This is a genomic window from Streptomyces sp. NPDC101151 (genome assembly GCF_044768335.1).
Lineage (GTDB): Bacteria > Actinomycetota > Actinomycetes > Streptomycetales > Streptomycetaceae > Streptomyces.
The window spans coordinates 1-16,527 of the sequence record NZ_JBIWPP010000019.1 but is presented as its reverse complement, the minus strand read 5'-3'; the positions used below and the strand labels follow the sequence as shown (position 1 = coordinate 16,527).

Annotated in this window: 20 protein-coding genes and 1 pseudogene; 5 read left to right on the top strand and 16 right to left on the bottom strand. The window is 64.8% G+C overall.

Going from position 1 to position 16,527, the window contains the following annotated elements:
• Window positions 1–2: 2 nt before the first annotated feature.
• From ACIRU3_RS29415 to ACIRU3_RS29385, 7 genes are all read right to left on the bottom strand, one after another.
• A complete protein-coding gene (locus tag ACIRU3_RS29415; protein ID WP_404062313.1) occupies window positions 3–410 on the bottom strand; it encodes an RRQRL motif-containing zinc-binding protein in 408 nt (135 codons plus the stop codon).
• Window positions 410–1,408, bottom strand: coding sequence for a DUF2637 domain-containing protein (locus tag ACIRU3_RS29410; RefSeq protein ID WP_404062310.1), 999 nt, complete (start codon window positions 1,406–1,408; stop codon window positions 410–412). Before ACIRU3_RS29410 ends, ACIRU3_RS29415 begins: the two co-directional genes overlap by 1 nt.
• On the bottom strand, window positions 1,405–2,058 hold the full coding sequence (locus tag ACIRU3_RS29405) for a GGDEF domain-containing protein (protein WP_404062308.1): 654 nt from the start codon (window positions 2,056–2,058) through the stop codon (window positions 1,405–1,407). The genes ACIRU3_RS29410 and ACIRU3_RS29405 overlap by 4 nt, the downstream gene beginning before the upstream one ends.
• Window positions 2,055–2,654, bottom strand: coding sequence for a hypothetical protein (locus ACIRU3_RS29400; protein WP_404062305.1), 600 nt, complete (start codon window positions 2,652–2,654; stop codon window positions 2,055–2,057). Before ACIRU3_RS29400 ends, ACIRU3_RS29405 begins: the two co-directional genes overlap by 4 nt.
• A complete protein-coding gene (locus ACIRU3_RS29395) occupies window positions 2,651–2,938 on the bottom strand; it encodes a hypothetical protein (protein WP_404062303.1) in 288 nt (95 codons plus the stop codon). Before ACIRU3_RS29395 ends, ACIRU3_RS29400 begins: the two co-directional genes overlap by 4 nt.
• 122 nt (window positions 2,939–3,060) lie before the next feature.
• Complete coding sequence (locus tag ACIRU3_RS29390) at window positions 3,061–3,510, bottom strand: DUF3307 domain-containing protein (RefSeq protein ID WP_404062300.1); 450 nt, start codon at window positions 3,508–3,510, stop codon at window positions 3,061–3,063.
• A gap of 5 nt (window positions 3,511–3,515) precedes the next feature.
• Complete coding sequence (locus ACIRU3_RS29385) at window positions 3,516–3,746, bottom strand: hypothetical protein (RefSeq protein WP_404062297.1); 231 nt, start codon at window positions 3,744–3,746, stop codon at window positions 3,516–3,518.
• A gap of 592 nt (window positions 3,747–4,338) precedes the next feature.
• Between ACIRU3_RS29385 and ACIRU3_RS29380 the strand changes: the two genes are divergently transcribed.
• Together ACIRU3_RS29380 and ACIRU3_RS29375 are read left to right on the top strand one after the other, a co-directional pair.
• Window positions 4,339–5,106, top strand: coding sequence for a helix-turn-helix domain-containing protein (locus tag ACIRU3_RS29380; RefSeq protein ID WP_388072303.1), 768 nt, complete (start codon window positions 4,339–4,341; stop codon window positions 5,104–5,106).
• A complete protein-coding gene (locus tag ACIRU3_RS29375) occupies window positions 5,106–5,579 on the top strand; it encodes an NUDIX domain-containing protein (RefSeq protein ID WP_404062294.1) in 474 nt (157 codons plus the stop codon). Before ACIRU3_RS29380 ends, ACIRU3_RS29375 begins: the two co-directional genes overlap by 1 nt.
• On the opposite strand, the gene ACIRU3_RS29370 is transcribed toward ACIRU3_RS29375, so the two are convergent.
• Both ACIRU3_RS29370 and ACIRU3_RS29365 read right to left on the bottom strand, forming a co-directional pair.
• The gene (locus tag ACIRU3_RS29370; protein WP_404062291.1) at window positions 5,567–6,136 is read right to left on the bottom strand and encodes an HD domain-containing protein; all 570 of its coding nucleotides are present in this window, start codon (window positions 6,134–6,136) and stop codon (window positions 5,567–5,569) included. The two genes, ACIRU3_RS29375 and ACIRU3_RS29370, sit on opposite strands and share 13 nt — an antisense overlap.
• 11 nt (window positions 6,137–6,147) lie before the next feature.
• Entirely contained in the window at window positions 6,148–6,591 is a 444-nt protein-coding gene (locus tag ACIRU3_RS29365) for a GntR family transcriptional regulator (RefSeq protein WP_404062288.1), read from the bottom strand.
• Between the two features lie 122 nt (window positions 6,592–6,713).
• Here ACIRU3_RS29365 and ACIRU3_RS29360 point away from each other — a divergent pair, with 122 nt between their 5' ends.
• Complete coding sequence (locus ACIRU3_RS29360) at window positions 6,714–7,802, top strand: Shedu anti-phage system protein SduA domain-containing protein (RefSeq protein ID WP_404062286.1); 1,089 nt, start codon at window positions 6,714–6,716, stop codon at window positions 7,800–7,802.
• Window positions 7,803–7,888: 86 nt separating this feature from the next.
• On the opposite strand, the gene ACIRU3_RS29355 is transcribed toward ACIRU3_RS29360, so the two are convergent.
• The 3 genes from ACIRU3_RS29355 to ACIRU3_RS29345 all read right to left on the bottom strand — a co-directional run bounded on the left by ACIRU3_RS29355 (window position 7,889) and on the right by ACIRU3_RS29345 (window position 10,715).
• Entirely contained in the window at window positions 7,889–8,509 is a 621-nt protein-coding gene (locus tag ACIRU3_RS29355; protein ID WP_404062284.1) for a DUF4231 domain-containing protein, read from the bottom strand.
• Between the two features lie 732 nt (window positions 8,510–9,241).
• Window positions 9,242–10,159, bottom strand: a complete 918-nt coding sequence (locus ACIRU3_RS29350; RefSeq protein WP_404062282.1) for a ribosome-inactivating family protein — start codon at window positions 10,157–10,159, stop codon at window positions 9,242–9,244.
• A 19-nt stretch (window positions 10,160–10,178) separates the two neighbouring features.
• Window positions 10,179–10,715 carry a hypothetical protein gene (locus tag ACIRU3_RS29345; protein WP_404062280.1) on the bottom strand — a complete coding sequence of 179 codons (537 nt, stop codon included), beginning with the start codon at window positions 10,713–10,715 and terminating at the stop codon, window positions 10,179–10,181.
• 267 nt (window positions 10,716–10,982) lie between these two features.
• Between ACIRU3_RS29345 and ACIRU3_RS29340 the strand changes: the two are divergent.
• Window positions 10,983–11,057, top strand: a pseudogene (locus ACIRU3_RS29340) (phosphate transport system regulatory protein PhoU); the annotation flags it as partial.
• 210 nt (window positions 11,058–11,267) lie between these two features.
• Here ACIRU3_RS29340 and ACIRU3_RS29335 read toward each other — a convergent pair.
• From ACIRU3_RS29335 to ACIRU3_RS29325, 3 genes are all read right to left on the bottom strand, one after another.
• A complete protein-coding gene (locus tag ACIRU3_RS29335) occupies window positions 11,268–11,945 on the bottom strand; it encodes an HNH endonuclease family protein (RefSeq protein ID WP_404062278.1) in 678 nt (225 codons plus the stop codon).
• 312 nt (window positions 11,946–12,257) lie between these two features.
• Window positions 12,258–12,665 carry a DUF6416 domain-containing protein gene (locus ACIRU3_RS29330; RefSeq protein ID WP_404062276.1) on the bottom strand — a complete coding sequence of 136 codons (408 nt, stop codon included), beginning with the start codon at window positions 12,663–12,665 and terminating at the stop codon, window positions 12,258–12,260.
• A 643-nt stretch (window positions 12,666–13,308) separates the two neighbouring features.
• Window positions 13,309–14,589 carry a pentapeptide repeat-containing protein gene (locus tag ACIRU3_RS29325; RefSeq protein ID WP_404062272.1) on the bottom strand — a complete coding sequence of 427 codons (1,281 nt, stop codon included), beginning with the start codon at window positions 14,587–14,589 and terminating at the stop codon, window positions 13,309–13,311.
• A 536-nt stretch (window positions 14,590–15,125) separates the two neighbouring features.
• Between ACIRU3_RS29325 and ACIRU3_RS29320 the strand changes: the two genes are divergently transcribed.
• Window positions 15,126–15,422: a hypothetical protein gene (locus tag ACIRU3_RS29320; RefSeq protein ID WP_404062270.1), complete on the top strand. Its 297-nt coding sequence runs from the start codon at window positions 15,126–15,128 to the stop codon at window positions 15,420–15,422.
• Window positions 15,423–15,640: 218 nt separating this feature from the next.
• Here the strand turns inward: ACIRU3_RS29320 and ACIRU3_RS29315 are convergent, their stop codons facing one another.
• Window positions 15,641–15,961 (bottom strand): hypothetical protein, encoded by a 321-nt coding sequence (locus tag ACIRU3_RS29315; RefSeq protein ID WP_404062267.1) that lies wholly within the window; start codon window positions 15,959–15,961, stop codon window positions 15,641–15,643.
• Window positions 15,962–16,527: the final 566 nt, after the last annotated feature.

The window sequence follows — 16,527 nt, the reverse complement described above, 5'->3', positions numbered from 1 at the left end:
GGTCAGCCCCTCCTCGGGGTGTCGTGGACGGGAGCGGGAATGGAGGTGTCGGGGAAGGCGCAGGGCACGCACAGGCCGATCGAGGTCGGGATGACGTATCCCGCGTCGGTGCGGCACTGCGGGCAGGTGCGGCGGGCGCGCATCGCCTTGGCGAGCGCGGCCCGCTTGCCGGGCGTCATCGGCCGCACGGGCTTGGCGCGGTCGAGGCGATAGAGGTAGGCGACCAGCGGGCCGCGCCGGTAGCGCGGGCGTAGCACCTGAGCCGCGATGGGCTGACCGCCCGGACGTAAGCCACGGGCGCGCAGTTGGCGGCGCGTGGCGAGCCCGTCGGGGGCGTAGCGCCACGGGTAGGTAGGGATGCCGTACTGGCTTCCGGAAGGGTCGTAGCACTTGCTGAATGCCGCGGGCATCAGGCGGCCTCAGCCTCGGACTCGTCGCCCTCCGCGTCGTCCACGGAGTGCAGCGGACGGCCGTCGGCGCGCTCGGTCTTCAACGCATCTCGCAGCGCACGGGCGTTGGTTGCCGAACAGTGCACCGCGGTGCGGATGCGGTCCGCGGTCAGCTCCGCCTCGGTCCACTCGACGGTGAGCGTGCGTGCCTCGGTCAGCAGCTCCTCGAAGGAGCGCTGTGCCTTCGCCTTGGCCTTCGTGGCGGGCTGCCGTCGGGGGCGCGGCTTGGGGGCGGCCGGGGGCGCCGGCGTGTCCGCCGGGGGCAGCGCGGGGGTGGCCTCTTCGGTGACGGGGGCGAGGTCGCCCATGCGCAGCATCACGCGCTCGCGCCGCGGGGTCTTGGACCGCCACTTACGGCCGTACTGCTCGCGCAGGTCCGCACGGGCCAACTGCCGTTCCTTCTCCCGCGCCAGCGCCTCGCTGTAGGAGGTGACCTCCCACAGCGTCATGCGACGCCACAGCGCGAAGGTGGAGGGGAAGGCGAGCAGCCAACGAGAGAACCGGATCTTCTCCATCCGGCGACCGGTGGCCGCGCCGATCCGCACGGCGTAGATGTGCGCGCCGATCTCGGAAAACACCACCCACAGCAGCGGCATCGTGCCGTGCGCGACCTTGGCCGACAGGGAGTGTCCGGCCGCGATGTTCAGCCCGCACGTGATCAGCGTCAGCGCCCAGGGCACGAACCGCACCCACCCGAGCGCCATATCCATGCGGATCAGCAGCAGATTGGCGACGGTGAACACCGGGATGGCCACGTCGATACCGACCGGCAGCATCCACGGTGAGTGGAAACCCCAGCTCAGCGCGGCGGCGGACACCGCGTCGAAGGAGGAGATCAGACCCAGCGCGCCGACCGCGGCGGCAGCGAACGCGCCGACTCCGGCAAGTCCCAGCTCCGGGCGGGTCAGCGGCGGCACCCCGGATGCGGGCGTCTGAGGGGTGGGAGGGGTGGTGGTCATGCTGCGGCCTCCGCTCCACCGGACGTGCCGGGGCGACCGGCGCGACGGTTGTTGACCGTCCCTGCCTGCGGGGTGAGGTCCAGGGCGGTCAGCCAGTCGGCACCGGAGCGCTTGGCCGCGTACATCTGCTCATCGGCCAGGCGCAGCAACGTGGACAAGTCCACGTCGTCCGTGCGGGGGTCGTAGCCGACGGCACCGATGGAGGCGCCTACGGCGAGCGTGTGACCGTCGACGGTCACCGGCTCTTCGATGGCGCGGGTCAGCTCGCTGAGCGTCCAGGACAGATCCGCGCGGCTCAGCACGCGGGCAACGGCTGCGAATTCGTCGCCCCCAAGGCGGACCACCGTGGCGTCGTTGATGGCTGCCCACTCGGTCAGCCGTCGGCCAGTGGCCGCGATGATGGCGTCTCCGGCCGCGTGCCCGTGGGTGTCGTTGATCTCCTTGAACTTGTTGAGGTCGATGACGTAGACCGCGCTGCGACCGGCCGCCAGCACCTTCATGGCACGCTCGGCGAACGCATCGCGGGTCAACAGGCCCGTCAGCGGGTCACGACGGGCAGCCTCGACACGCCGGTGCAGGCGCAGCGCGTGCAGGGACCATCCGGCCGCCATCGGCACGCCGGCCGCAGCGGCAAACAGCAGCTCACTCATGCCGCACCCGCCATCAGCGGGGTGTTGACCAGGCCCGTCAGGTCGGCGATCTCGTCACCGGTGAGCACCGTGTTCTCATTCATGGCGTGCGCCACGGTGCGGATCTCCCGCCACAGGTGGGAGATCTTGCGGCGAGCGATGCCGCGCACCATGCCCCACGACTTGCCATCAGCGGGAACGTGGTCGCGACCGAGGCGGTAGCCGTACTGAGCGAGCACGTCGATAGCCAGCTCACGGTCGTGGTCGGCGGCGCACGCGGCGGCCCGCTCCGGCGTCCACAGCCCGTACACCATCAGGTAGGTGACGTGGGCGAGTTCTCCGGCCGCGCACTGTGCGGCGTAGTGCCACGGCGGGGTGAAGTACGCCCGGTGGCTGGTGCTGCCGGTGACCGCCCACACGTCGGGCTGCGGCTCCCAGGCGATGACCTCGGAGGTGATGACGTGCATGCCGTAGGCCATCGACAGCACGGCGTGTCCGGCCTCGTGGAAGGCCATGCCCAACCGCGCCTGGTCGTAGGTCAGCGGCATGTTCAGCCACGGACGCGGCGCGCCGGTGTGGTCGGCCAGCACCTCGGGGGCGGGAGTCATGGTGGTCATGCCGCAACCCCCTTACGCGCCGTGCGCCGGCGGGCCGGGCGGACCAGAGGGACGACGTCGAACAGGTCCGGGTTCTCCTCGATGACCCGCGCGGCGATGCGGACCAGGTCGTCAGGAAGGTCCGGGTTGTCGGCGAGGATGTCGCGCGCCGCGTCCTCGCGGGCCGCGCGCTCTTCGTCTGTCTCGCCCTCCACCCCGAGCCACAGCTCAACCGGGGTACCGAGCGCCAGTTCCGCGAAGTCCGCGGTAGAAAGGGCCTGTTGGCGGCCGACGTACGTACGCATGACAGTTCTCCTGACATCGAAGGGACGCCGCGGCGATCGCTGTCTTTGGCGAGAGGCGACCGCCCCGGAAGGCGAGAGCCGCACCGCAGACGCGGGCGGGGTGGTGCGGGGAGCGGCGAGGGTCAGACCGTGACGATGATGAGCGCAGCGACCAGCAGCCACAGGTGATGGAAGGACTGGTCAAGCGCGTAGGCGCCGGTACCGATGTGCGGGTTGTCGTCGCGGCCGGCGCGCGGGGTGCCGAGCCGGTAGAACTCGCCCTTGCCGGTCACCTTGGCCAGCCACGCCAGCGTGCTGCGACGGTCCGCCCACCAGTGCGTAACCGCGTCGATGCCGAGCCCGGCGAGGATGCCGAACACCGACAGGCGCAGGTCTAGCAGCCAGACGACTGGCAGCAGGACCACCAGCTTGGTGGCGGTCAGGGTGGCGACGTGCCGGGCGTCGGCGAGGCAGCCGACCCAGCCGGGGCGACCCTTGTGCGCGGCCTGGTGGGAGCTCTGCACCCAGTGGTCGCCCACGCTGTGCGCGACGTACAGGGCGATGAACACGGCGGCGAAGGTGGCAGCGTTCACGGCGGTCACCGGCGCTCGTCGCGGGACTGGACGAGCTGAATGGCCAGCCGGGCGAAGTGGGCAACGGCGTCGAAGTCCGCGAAGGTCACGCCGTAGGTCTCGGCCGTCTGAAGCATGCCGTGGAGGATCGAAGCGGCGTCGGCCACCTGAGCGGCGTTCGGCCGGTGACCGGGGGCGAACTCCATGGCGGCCGAACCGATGCGGTGGGCGATGTTGTCGAGGTCGCGCTGATTCACGGATTTTCTCCTGGTGTCGAGGGACTTGAAGCCGAGGCGGTCGCGGTCCTGGGCGAGAGGCGACCGCCTCGCAGTGCGGAGCGGTGGGGTCAGATGTGCGAGACGATCCCGGCTCCCCTCAGCGCTGCTCGTACGAGACGAGCAGCGGAGGCAACCGGCCGCCGCGCGAGCGCGGCGGTTAGGTGAGGTGGTGCGTTGTCTCCTTCATCGCGACCGCGCTCCCGTGTCAGGTAGAGCTGTCCGGCCTCGAAGTAGGCGTATGGAGACGTGACCTTGCGGTCTAAGCCCTCCGGTTAATGCCAAGGCGCCGGGTCGCCTCCCCCCGTCCGATGCGGGGCTCCTGGTCGTGCGCTCGTTCGGGTCGCTGACGCGATCCAACGAGAGGAACATGTATTACGTGTTCCTCATCTTGCAGAGAGAGGTTCGCCTCGTCAAGCCCTTCGGCTGTCGGAGGTCTGCGAGTCCCTCGCGCTCGATGTACCTACAGACTGGCGTCGGCAGCGACGACGTTCGACTTCGCGGTTGCGCGACTCAGGTCGTCCTTAGCTACCGTGAAGTCGAACCAAGTCGTCCCAGGAAGCCGGAGGTTGGCATGGCGAACGAGCGACTGCGCGGCGCGATAGTGGACTTGGGCCTGACGCTCGATGAGGTCGCCGAACGACTCGGGGTCGCGGCCAAGACTGTCGAGCGATGGATCAACGAACCTGAGCGCAAGCCATACCGCCGCTTCCAGTTCGCAACAGCATCGCTGTTGAGGTGCGAGGTGTCGTACCTGTGGCCGGACGAGCGCACGTCAGCTGAGGTCGCGGCCGCGGGCAACGCGGAGTTGGTAAGGCTCTATCCGCATCGGTCCGTCGTGATGCAGACCCTCTGGACCAACCTGTACTCCAAGGCGACCCGCCAGTTTGACCTGTTGGTGTACTCCGGGTTCTGGCTCACGGAAGATGCGTCGTTCCACCGCATCGTGAAAGAGAAGTCAGCCGACGGGGTACCCATCCGCTTCATCCTCGGAGAGCCCACGTCGCCGGCCGTGGCGGTACGCGGCGAGGACGAAGGGATCGGTGCCGCGATGGCGGGCAAGATTCGGAACGCCCTCATCAACTACGGCCCGCTCTTCGGCCTACCGGGGGTGGAGTTCCGGTTGCACGGTACGACCCTCTACAACTCCATCTACCGGGCCGATGACGAGATGCTGGCAAACGGGCACCTCTACGGCGTCGGCGCCTACATGGCGCCCGTGCTCCACCTGCGACGCGTGCCGGGCGGTGAACTATTCGACGCCTACGCTGAGAGCGTGGAGAAGGTCTGGGAATCGGCCCGCCCGATCTCTTCACCTGCCGATTGGGAAGGCACTGCCTGATGAGCCGCATCGACTACTTCCGCGACCCGAACGCCCCCCAGGCCAACTCGGTTGTGCCCTCGGTCACCGCGGTTGTCCGGGACGACGCGGGGCGGTTGTTGCTTATTCACAAGACGGACAACGATCTGTGGGCACTGCCGGGCGGTGGCCACGACATCGGCGAACGCATCGGTGAGACGGCCGTCCGTGAGGTCGCGGAAGAGACCGGCATCGACGTTGAAGTAGACAGCATCGTGGGGCTCTACACCGACCCTGAACACGTGCTGGCGTACGACGACGGAGAGGTCCGGCAGCAGTTCTCCATCTGCTTCCGAGCCCACCCCGTCGGCGGCTCCCTGCGTACGAGCAGCGAGTCAAAGGAGGTCCGCTGGGTCGACCCAACGGACCTTGACGGGCTGGACATTCACCCGTCGATGATGCTGCGCATCCGCCACGGTCTCGACGACACGCGGCGAGAGCCCTACATCGGCTGACTGTCAGCAGAGACCTGCGCCAACCGACCGTCAACACGCTTCGCCGCCGCGTGGATCTCGGGTGCTGCGCGCTGGATGAACCGCCCGACGATCGTGTCCGGGCCGTACCGCTGCACGATCTCGTCCAGCCGCTCGGCCGGTGTGGTCTGCGTTCCGTCGGGCGTCGTCGTCATGTCGCAGAAGAGCAGGGCGTCGACCAGGTCCGGACGCTCTAGCTCGAACTCCCCCTCTAGCTCCTGCCTCAGCCCGCGTTCCTCGGCTTCCAGCAGGGCGCAGGAGTGGTGAGCAACAAGACGGATGACCCGCGCGTCTGCCCGCTCCTGGTCCCGGAGGAACCGCGCACCGTCCAGGGGGTGAAAGCCAGTCGTCGCGATGGCCGGCGAGTACCCGATGTCATGCAGCACCGCGGCAGCTTCCAGCAACTCGGCATCGTCACCCATGATCGGGCCCAAGGAGCGAGCGCGCTTGGCGACCCCCAGCGAGTGCGCCCACCGGCGCGGGAGCGGATCGGACAGCAGCGATTCGGAGAGCGAGTACGCCCACTCAGTCAGTCCCATGGCGGCCAAGACTACGGCCGGACCGTGGGCGTCGGGAGAGCTCGCACAGTTCGCCCCTTGCCGTGGACAGTGGCGAGTAGGCCGTTTCCTTCCATCTGGGCCAGCACACGACGCACGGCAGTACGGGAGACCCCGAATCGATCACACAACTTCGCCTCGGACGGGTACGAGTCACCCACTGACAGCGAATCCTCTGCGATCAGGTCGGTCATCCGTTCTCCGAGCGAGCGTCGGTCACCATCCCGAACCACACGCCAGCCGACACCGGGGGCAGGCTGAACGACACCGTCAGCTTCCAACGTCTTGAGCGCCCGTCGGATGGTGTTGCGGGAGACACCATGCGCGCTCATGAGGGCAGCTTCCGAGGGAAGCGTGTCAGCGTCACCCGATTCGATCTGCTGACGCAGTGACTCTGAGACCTGCAAGTACGTACCCCGCGGACTGGCCTGCGACACCGGATCCCCTCTCCCACCAGCTCATGCTGCTACGACGCGACTCCCAGCCAGCTTGCCACGAGCGACTGTCGAGTCGGGCGCCGAAGCAGTGGGGGAACACTGACCACAGGGGATTCGTACAGATGCTCTACTTTCGAGAACCTCATGCGCAACAAGACGTTGACGGTGAAAATATGCCCATGGACTGGGATGAGCCGACCTACTTCGATCGTCGCCCCGCTTCGTCAGGGCAAGTGTCGTTTTGTGACGCGTTGACCCTCAGGGATAACCGTGCGGTCTGCATTAAGGCATTGCCGTACTTCATACCTCATAACTCGACTCGGTCGGAGCTTGCCCTGAAGATTATCCGTGAGGATAAGCGGAGTGGCGAGCCGTGCGAGATCTCCCTCAAAGAGGACGAACTTCGCGCCCTGAAAAAGCATATAGCTCAGTGCCTCTCCGTGGCAGAGCAGGATGAAGACGGCCAATTTCTGGTTCTACGGACCGACGCTTTGCCTGCTCAGGTAGACATGAGCGATGATGCGGCTCGCGCGCTCGGCGGCGCCCTCGATAATCGCGCCTTCGCTCGAAGGGTAACTCAACATGTCGACCCCGAGTCTCTCGCGCGTGCATTCTCTGCGAGTGTCCGAATCGGCGAATTGAGATCTGCCGTTACGGAGTTGAGGCAGAATTTGAATGAGGGAAAAACGAGGGAAGATGTCTACCAGAATTGGTGCGAGTGCCATTCTTGGGTGTTCGGCAATGCATATGTCGCTCGCGATGATCAGCGCGCAATTGGCCTGGGCGATCAGGTCGACGTGATGATGAAGTCGGCCGCCAACGGATTGAGAGATATTTTTGAATTGAAGCGGCCTGACGCGAAGGTATTGATCTTCGATAAGACTCACAAGAACTGGTACTGGTCCTCGGATACCGCCAGCGCCATCGGCCAGTGTCACCGATACCTCGACACCCTTCACCGGGTAGGGATGCAAGGATTTGACCCGAACCACCCGGAATACGTTGCCTATCATCCGCGCGCCGTTGTCGTAATTGGGCGGTCTCAGGGATGGAACGATGCGCAGTTGCGTGCTTTGCACGGACTCAACAGTAGGATGCACGGCATAAGCGTTATGACTTATGACCAGTTGCTGGCGCAGTGTGAGGCTTTGTTGAGCCAGATAACCCGCACGGCCGACGAGCAAGATGCCTCAGAGGACATCCCGGCTTGACCAGTCCATACAGCCCCGTCTACACAGTGGGCAGCACGGGGCGGTTAAGGCCTTGAACAGCGTCCGAACCGGCCAACAGCAGGGTACTAACCCTCGGGTGTCTCAGTGGGCTGATCTAGCTGTTGCTGCCGTTTCCGCTGATCACTCTTCAAGGTCTCCACACGATCGGTGAAATCCGCCAGCGCGGCATCATCGTCTGCCTGGTTCTTATAGCGACCCACCCTCAGGTTGAAGTTATCGAGCTCCTCCTCAATGGAATCCGCAGTTTGCTGCAGGTAGAAGCTCCGTTCTCGGAACTTGAAGTATCCCGTGAACCCCGCAGAAGCACCAACCGCGAAATTGACACCAACAAGGACCCATTTATAGGGCGGGGGCGTATCCGCCAATCCCGCAATGGTTGACGCTCCAAGGGAACCAACGATAATCAAGCTCTGGAATATGTTATGGATCCGGCGATAGTGCATCTGATCATCACGGTACTTCTCAATGACGACGGGAACGGTCTCTCGGTAAATGTGTCGCCGAGTGTCCGTCGGAAGGTCGAGGTTAACCGCGTGAAGCCTCTTGCGTTCGATCGCCAATTCTAGATCGATGCGCCTGCCTGTTATGTATTCAGCCTCCCAGTTGACGTGATCGATGGTGCTCGTACCAAGTATCCAACTAGCGATTAAAAGCGCCAAAACTACCGGACCGCATGCGATATTCACTCGCGTAAGATCAACGCGTCCCCAAGTGAATACGTTCGCCAGTACCGCAGCAAGCAACAGAACCGGGGTGGACGCAAACGTCGAGATGATAAGGAATCTCCATATGCGAGCTGAGCGGAGCTCACGACGCAGCCTCTGGATGGTTCTTTCGTGCTCAAGAAGTCGTTCAACAGGACCTTCGGCCCGATTGCTCACTGGCACCAAGACGTACTCCCCCCACCGTTGAGATATGGCCGTACATGCTAGTGGACCTAGATCAACCGGCGCGAGGGGTACGCCTGCCCCGTCCCCCGCCCTCGGCACACGCGGCGACCGCGTCGGCCTGACTGCTGCCTGTCGACAGCACCGCGCGCACGGTATGCGATAGAGATCGGCCCCTCTCGGAGTTGGCCAGGGAGAAGGCGCAGGTCAGAGCCTGTTTCTCGGGTGCCGTAGGCATGCCCTCCGGAGCCGTGTGCGCAGGTTCGAATCCTGCCGGGGGCACTCGCCAGTCAGTCAGCAAGAATCAAGCTCTGACCAGCGCGAATGCCGACTTGAAAGAGCGGGAGTCAGTCTCACTGACTCCCGCTCTTTCTCGTTGTCTCTCACTTTCTGCGCACTATCTGCGATACACGCGACGCACCTTGGACACGCTCACCCGTAGGGCACCCCTGCCGACGTCGGGCGGCTATGCGGAAGGGTGGGGACAAGGTGGAGCACGGCGGCGGCAGCCCTCGGTGACCGGGCGGTGGGTCAGCGCTTCGGCGGCGGCTTGATCAGGTAGATCCGGCGGGCCAGATCCAGCGCGGTCAGCAGCACGTTGGCGCCGTTCCAGGTGTACCGGCGCTGCTGCTGCCACACGGAGCCGAAGGTGCCGCTCGGGTCGGCAGCGTGCGCGTTCACGACGATCGTGGACCGATCGCTCCAGTCATGGAGCTCTTGTTCGTGGGCGCCTACTGTCCAGGTCTGCCCGCCCCGGATGTGCTGGGCGATCAGCCCGGGAATCACCTGGAACCGAGACCCTTCGGCCAGGGCCACGGCCAGCCTCTCGACACCGTCCTGCAGTCCGTGGTTGCTCGTGCCGGGGTCGTGGTCGAACAGCAGGCGTACCGCATCCCTCATGAGGCCCCGGCCGACTTGGATGCTGGGGAGGTCGCGATAGGTCACGGGGAAGGGGAAGCGCGACCTTCGGACTTGCGGGTACACGTTTCCCGGGATCATGTCGCGCCCGCCCTCGGCGAACGTGTAGACGGTCTCGCGGTTCCCATTACGCACGTAGAAGCCCAGCAGATACATGTCGGACCGGCGGAAGAGCCCTCGGACCATGCCGCCGTCGACGGTGTCACGCTCGGCGAACCGGCCGATGTTGATCGACTGGAAGACGTTGGGGTCGGGGTTCCGGATCAGACGGCCGACCCCGGGCTGCCGGGCGGCCTCGTCCCCCAGCATCGCGCTGCGGATGTTCTGAACCGTGTGCGTGTAGAGGTTTGCGAACTCCTCGTCGCTTCCCACCGCCCTCAGCTGAGGCTGGGGCTGTGTCTGCGGCCGGGCCTCCAGCCCGTTCTGGGCGACCGCACTTCCCGCGCCGAGGGTGCCCGCCAGCACGGAAACCACGACCGTCGCACTGATCAGTCGCCGCCGCAGCGGTCGGTGTTCGGCTCCTCGCACCATCTCGTCTCGGCCTTCCACGTCAGACCCAGAATTCGAACTCGGCCTGCAAATGGCCCTTGGTGACCCGGCCTCCGTCGCTCCAGTAGCGAGCCTTGAACTCCGCGCCGTGCTGGAGGCTCACGTCGATCAGGGTCGAGCCGTACGCGGCGCAGTGGGCGTTGCCGCAGGCCCAGTCCCACGCGACGCGCTTGCCGTCGCGGTTCACGATCTCGATCCAGTCCCAGCCGTCGTACGCATCCCGCCCCGAGGGCGCCATCCACGTGACGTTGATCCCCTCGATGTGGGACTGGTACCACGAGCCCCGGAACTGCGCGGGCGTCACGTCGTTGATCAAATAGTCGGTGTTGAGCTGCTCCTGCGCCGTCCCGGCTGCCCCAGGGCCCTGGTTCTGGTGCGTCGGCGGCTGCCAGTGCTCACGCGCCGAGTCGGCAGCCGGAGCCGTCGGCACAGCCGCCTGCGTCGACTGCGACGCCGCGGTGGATGTCCCCAGCGCCACCACGGACACACTCGCGAGCACCCCGGCTACGACCGCGCCCCGCCGCCGAGACGTATTCACGCCGGCGGATAAGGAAGAATTCCTGCCCTTGCCTCGTGTACGGAACAACATGCGTACCCCACCCTGCCGTTGATCGGTGATCGATGAACCAGAAACGCTAAGGCGTCGCGTTCAACGTTCCCTTGACGGCCGCTAAACGCGAGCCTTCACGGATGAGGCCGCAAGCGAGTCCGAGTAGGTCCACTCATGGGTAGGGCGACATTGAGCACAGTCACGCCCTGCATCGTCTCACCCGACGGGCCGAATCTGAGGGCATAGGACGAAACCGAACAGTGGCAGCACGGGGTGGAGACCGCTGTGGACGTCACATTGGTTGGCCGCTACTACGAGCGGTTCGCTGACTGACGGCAACGCTGACGGCAACGACAGCGGACGGCAGCGGCACTCAGCAGCCAGGCATGACGGCGGCGCAGGACAGCCCGACCGGCACACCAGGCCCTGCCCGCATCTTCTAAGCACCGGTCCTACGGTGCGGTGACTTATGGGCGCCCGTGCCAGACGTGCGCCAGGCCGGTGGGTGGCCCCGCCCTGTTCACGGGCGAGGCCACCACGCTACGGAGCAGGCTCGAAGGTCACAGTGCTGCCGGGGCACGCTTCCGCGAGTTGTGTGAGTGCTTCGAGTTCGACGGCGTCGATGGTGAGCCCCCAGCGCAGCTTGGTTGCAATCCACTCCGAGGTGTAGCGGCAGGTGACGTCGACGGCCGGTGGCAACCACTCGGTCGGGTCCTGGTCGGCCTTGCTGCGGTTCGAGGCTGCGGAGACAGCGACCAGGGAGGTTGGGACGGCGAGGTCGTTGGCGTACGCCTCACGACGCTGGGCAGTCCATTGCGATGCCCCGGAATCCCAGGCCTCGGCCAAGGGCACCATGTGGTCGACGTCCAAGGCGGACGCGGGGGTCAGCCACTTGGCGTCGTAGTACGACCACCATCGCCCCCCTGAGAGCTTGCAGCCCGGGAGGATCTCTGGCGGTTCAACAGCCTCGGAGATGAGCACCTCCGCTCGCGTATTGCATCCATCGGTGGGGTTCTGGCCCGCGTTCCAGTGCTTGAAGCTGGTGCGCTGATAGCCGTCCCGCACTTCCGCCGCAAGGGGGAGGACATGGACCGCGGTCGACATCGGGAGTGTGTAGCTCGGGATGGACCGGCCGTGGGCGTGGGCCGGCGTGGGTGCCACGAGGGGCACGGCGACGAGTACGGCCGCGATCGCGGCGCGCCTGAGGTTGCTGATCACGCACCGCAGGATTGACTGAAAGTACTTCAATCATGAGATACGACTCGAATGAATGAGCCGGACAGGTGCATGCGTTCACCGGGCAGGTGTGCCACCTGCGCGTTTCGGAGTAGTCGCCGCACGGTCCACCAGGGGGTACGCCACAGGCGCGACAGACACACGAGCGCCCTCCCGGGCCGTCCTGGGGTCGTGGGAGAGCGCTCAACGATGACCGACGCCGGCAGCTGCCGACAGAACAGCAGCAGGTCAGGACGTTGGTCGAGGAGGCGGCCACAGGACACGGCCGCCCGTGATCAGTTGTGGCTGTGCAGATCACGCAGCGCTGAGTTGAGCGGCCAAGAACACGGCTGCCACTGAGGGCCGGACTGCGTACGTGGCGCCGGCGCGCCCCTCAGGAGCCTCCCACCAGTAGAACGGAAGCCGCCGCTCACTGTTGCTGTGTCCCTTGCTCATCCCGGACAGCACCCCTGCCACGCGCCGCGCCGGATCACTCTCGTTCGGCCCACCCAGGGCCTTGTCCACCAGCTCCGTGCAGTGGATCCTCCGGCCAGGGTTGCGCAGCAGGTACTCGAACACCCGCCGGGCCTGCGGAGCGAGTTCAGCCGAGAACGTTGCGGCGCGCTCCAAGTCCTCCGGACCCCATTCCGGGGCACCGTAGTGCCCCTCTTCGCCAGAGTGCTTAGCCCATCGCGGATCAACCTCAGACAGATATTCCGTCATGCCTGCCCCCAACAGTTAGTCCCTCGCTTGTGTGTCGTTCGCACCGTACAGATCCACCAGGACACTGCGTGTCGAATCCGTGTCGAAGTTTGACGGACAAGCCACTCAGCTGAGGAAGAGTCGCAGGTCAAGAGAAGGACGGGACGCAGCCACGAAGCGCCTTCTAAGCGCCTGGTCGGCTTGCGCGGCTGTCTCTAACTGCGTTCGGCCGGGGCCGACCCGCTCCAGGTGAGGTCTCCAAGCAACCTGTACGAGCCGTGGAACGGTTACGACACCGATCCCCCTTTCTGATGCAGCCACGCTGCCGACAGAGACCGTTTCAGTTTCCGTCTCATTCAGCGACGGCCAAGACCGTTCAGGCGGGTCCAGCCCTCGGCTCGTGATGAGCGCCCGGACGGACATGAACGCAGGTGAATGCCTCGGCACGGCCCTTGGCGGGTCGCCAACAGACTTGGAAAGAATACGGGATTTTCTACACACTTGATAGACGGCTCATTGGTCGTATCGAAGACGGGGGGCGCGATTCCGAATCTGCAACTACTCTTCCCCGTGGCCACGGGGCAGCTGACCATCCCGGGTTAGGTAACTACCAGCGAGAACTTTCACCCTGTGAGCCCTCAAAAACTTCCTCAGGGAACCACCACTAGGAAGATCTTACAAGCCCGACCGCCTTGTCAAGGTTTGCGCCTTTCAGGTTCGCGCCTGTGAGGTTCGCACCCTTCAGATTCGCACCCCCAAGATTCGCGCCGGTCAGATCCGCATACACAAGGTTCGCACCTTTTAGATTCGCACCCCCGAGATTCGCGCCGGCCAGATTCGCACTCTCAAGATCCGCGCCGCTCAGATTCGCGGGGTCGAAGGTGTACCCCTCACCTTGTCCCAGATCCGCACCAGACAGGTCCACGCCGGAGAGGTCGGCGTCGGTGAGCTTTACGCCATTCAGGTGCGCCCCATGCAGGTTCGCGGAGAGTTCATTCTCTTCGTCTTCCAGGTCCGCACGCGTCAGGTTCGCGTTGAGCAAGGATGCATCGGTCAGGTTAGTGGGAATAAGTTGGCCCGAATTTACGCCGGGCCCGCTGTACAGGTGGGCGCCAGCCAGGTTCGCCTCGTCCAAAGATGCTCCGGCGAGGTCTGTTCCGTGCAGTTCAGCGTCGACCAGGGTCGCGAATGACAAAAAGGCCTTTCGCAGACTCACTTGCTTCAGTGTCACTTCTGTTAGATCTGCACCGCTCAGGTCTGCGTGACTGAGCTTCACCTCCGTGAGGGTGGCGCCAGCCAGGTTCGCATTCGAGGCATCCGCGCCATGGAGGTCTACGCCAAAAAGCTTGGCCTTCTGCAGATCCGCATCGATGAGGGACGCGAGCGCGAAAGGAAGGTAGGGGGGAGCCGAGGCGTCACCTCCGAACTCTTTCTTCAGCGCGTATCGGCTTTCCAGTTGCAGACCACGCAGATTCGATTCCCTCCAATTGATCTGTGTATGGCCGTCCTGACCCGGCGGCCGGTCGGCCAACACTTCTGTCGCAGCCACCACGTCGGGGGCCAGTGGCGGGGGTTCTTTCAGCCGCGGGAGAGCATCGGACGAAATGCGGGCGTGGGTGCGTACATATGCCGACAGTACCGCCACAATCCGTGGCTGATCGCGTGGCGAATCCTGCATGATGCGTTCCAAGGCGTAAATGCCACCGAACCGCACGTCGGGCGACGGCGAGCCTAGATGCGTAACCGCCTCGTTGAACCGGGTGGTGAACTGTGCCTGCTCGGCTATCTGCAGTTCCGTTCGGTTCTGGCTCACCGAGACCCAGTTGAACAACAGAGCGATCAGCGCGGCCAGGCCGGGCAGTGTCGCCGCCAGAGTCAGCCATGGCGCTCCACCACGTCCGCCGTCACCACGCCTACCACCGGTGCGGACTCGCCGTCGCTCCACTGCCCGCCGCCGTGTGATCGAGTGCCTTAGCTCAGGCCGCCTCACCCTCACCCTTCCATCGGACTCCAGAAGCCCGAATCCCGCACGCTGGACACCCAAGGCTCCTCTGACCTGGCACTACGGCTGCCGGACAGTCTTTCTGCCCGGGACACCCGCCGACCTCGTAAGAGGTGGTCTGGGTGGACGCCCATGGACGCCCTCAGATCGAGATCGCACAACTCGTAATGCGTAGTCCCGGCGTCGGCGGTCCCATGACGGCAGCGGCAACGGCTGTATCACGGAGCACTTCTGCCTACCCTCAGGCGACGTGCGCGGCCTGATCGAGTGGGCTACACAACGAGCAGAAAGATCTTGTAAAGCAGCGGTCACGTATCAAGGGCCAACGGCAGCGACGGCAGCCGCTGACGGCAACGAGTGCGGACGACGACAACACCCAGCGGCCTGTCACGGAATCACTGCAGCCCCGCTGGACTGGCAAGCTGAGGTGTGCCCGCATCTTCTAAGCGCCGACCCGCCCCGGGCGTCATGAACTGGCAATGGATGAGTACGTGACGCCTACGGGCCCCGAAGTGCCGGCCAGAGACATGGTCCTGTGGAACTGGGCGGCGACCGTCGATGCTCTGCCCGTAGGGACCCGGATCACTGGAAAGGTCGTGAGCCGTCAGCCGTTCGGGATCTTCATACGTATACAAGGTGTGCCCGATGCCTTGGGGCTGGCTGAGATCACCGCCATGCCGCTCGGGATGAAGTTGCCTGCTCTCGGGGCCACCGTCACGGGCGTCGTCCACTGGCTCGACCCACGCAACCAGGTGAGGGTCCGGCTCGATGAGTGACAGACCGAAGACGAGTGATCGTTCCCGGGCCGCCTCTGGGCCGTGCGAGGGTGCCCGAGGCCGACCAACGGCGACCGACACTGACAGACGAGCCATCGCTGCCGCGAGCGAAAGCCCAGGTCAGGGGCGCCCGGCCATGCGCGTTTCCGCACAGGGGTGGCGGTACGGCAAGATGAGGTGTTTCTTGTCGTATTCCACTCGCGTGCCAGATCGACCGGTCAACTACGTTGCTCAGAACTGCCGCCACGGAGCCACCCCTCGATGTCGCTCCTCTTCCAGTACAGGCGATACAGCAGCCGATGCGGTGACGGGAACGGTCGCCTCTTCGGCCCGCTACGCGCCAGCCAGCCGGTGATGGTCTTGGGGTTGACGCGCACCAGTGCCGCTGCACCAGCGGTGTCCACCCATACATCATCGGCGTCCAGTTCCGGCAACCCAAGCAGGCGACCAGCCGGGACAGGCCGAGAGCCGGCCAGGGCCTCAAGGAGCGCCTGGTGCTGTGCAGCCAAGGTCACGCGGACTCCATCAGCTTCAACCATCGCACCAACATACAGTTTTGAGACTGCAACACAGGGCGCTCTTTACCTCCCCAGGTGATCTCCGGTATTGCAACTGTCCGATCTATTCCGAAACTTGGCGCTGATCGGCACCAAGCTCAGAGAGGACAGAAGCCACCTGTTCGTCAGGGATTCGCTGAAGTAGTTGCCGCTTCAGCGCAAGCGTTTCACGCTTGTGCTTGTGGTCAAGGATGTCGCGGATAATGCACCGCAGCACCCATCCAACTCCAGGAATCGCTCCCAACGAAGCCAGGTCACCAAGGATTTGCACCTAGAGCTCCTGGGATATAGAGGCTGGATAAAAATATTCCAGCCGTTTAAGCGCCACTATTCACCACGAGTGCATGAGGATGGGTCACAGAGGCTCTAACATGTTCGGGAAACCAAGAAGGCGGAGACTGCTGTCTCCGCCTTCTGAGTATTCACGCACGCCAAGATTGCCACCTCAGGCGACTAAGAACTCCTATCGGAATGACTTCAGGCGTCGCCAGCAGATGAGTGCGCATCCGAGAGTGAGGAACGCTTCGTGGATGTCGTCGCGGATCTCC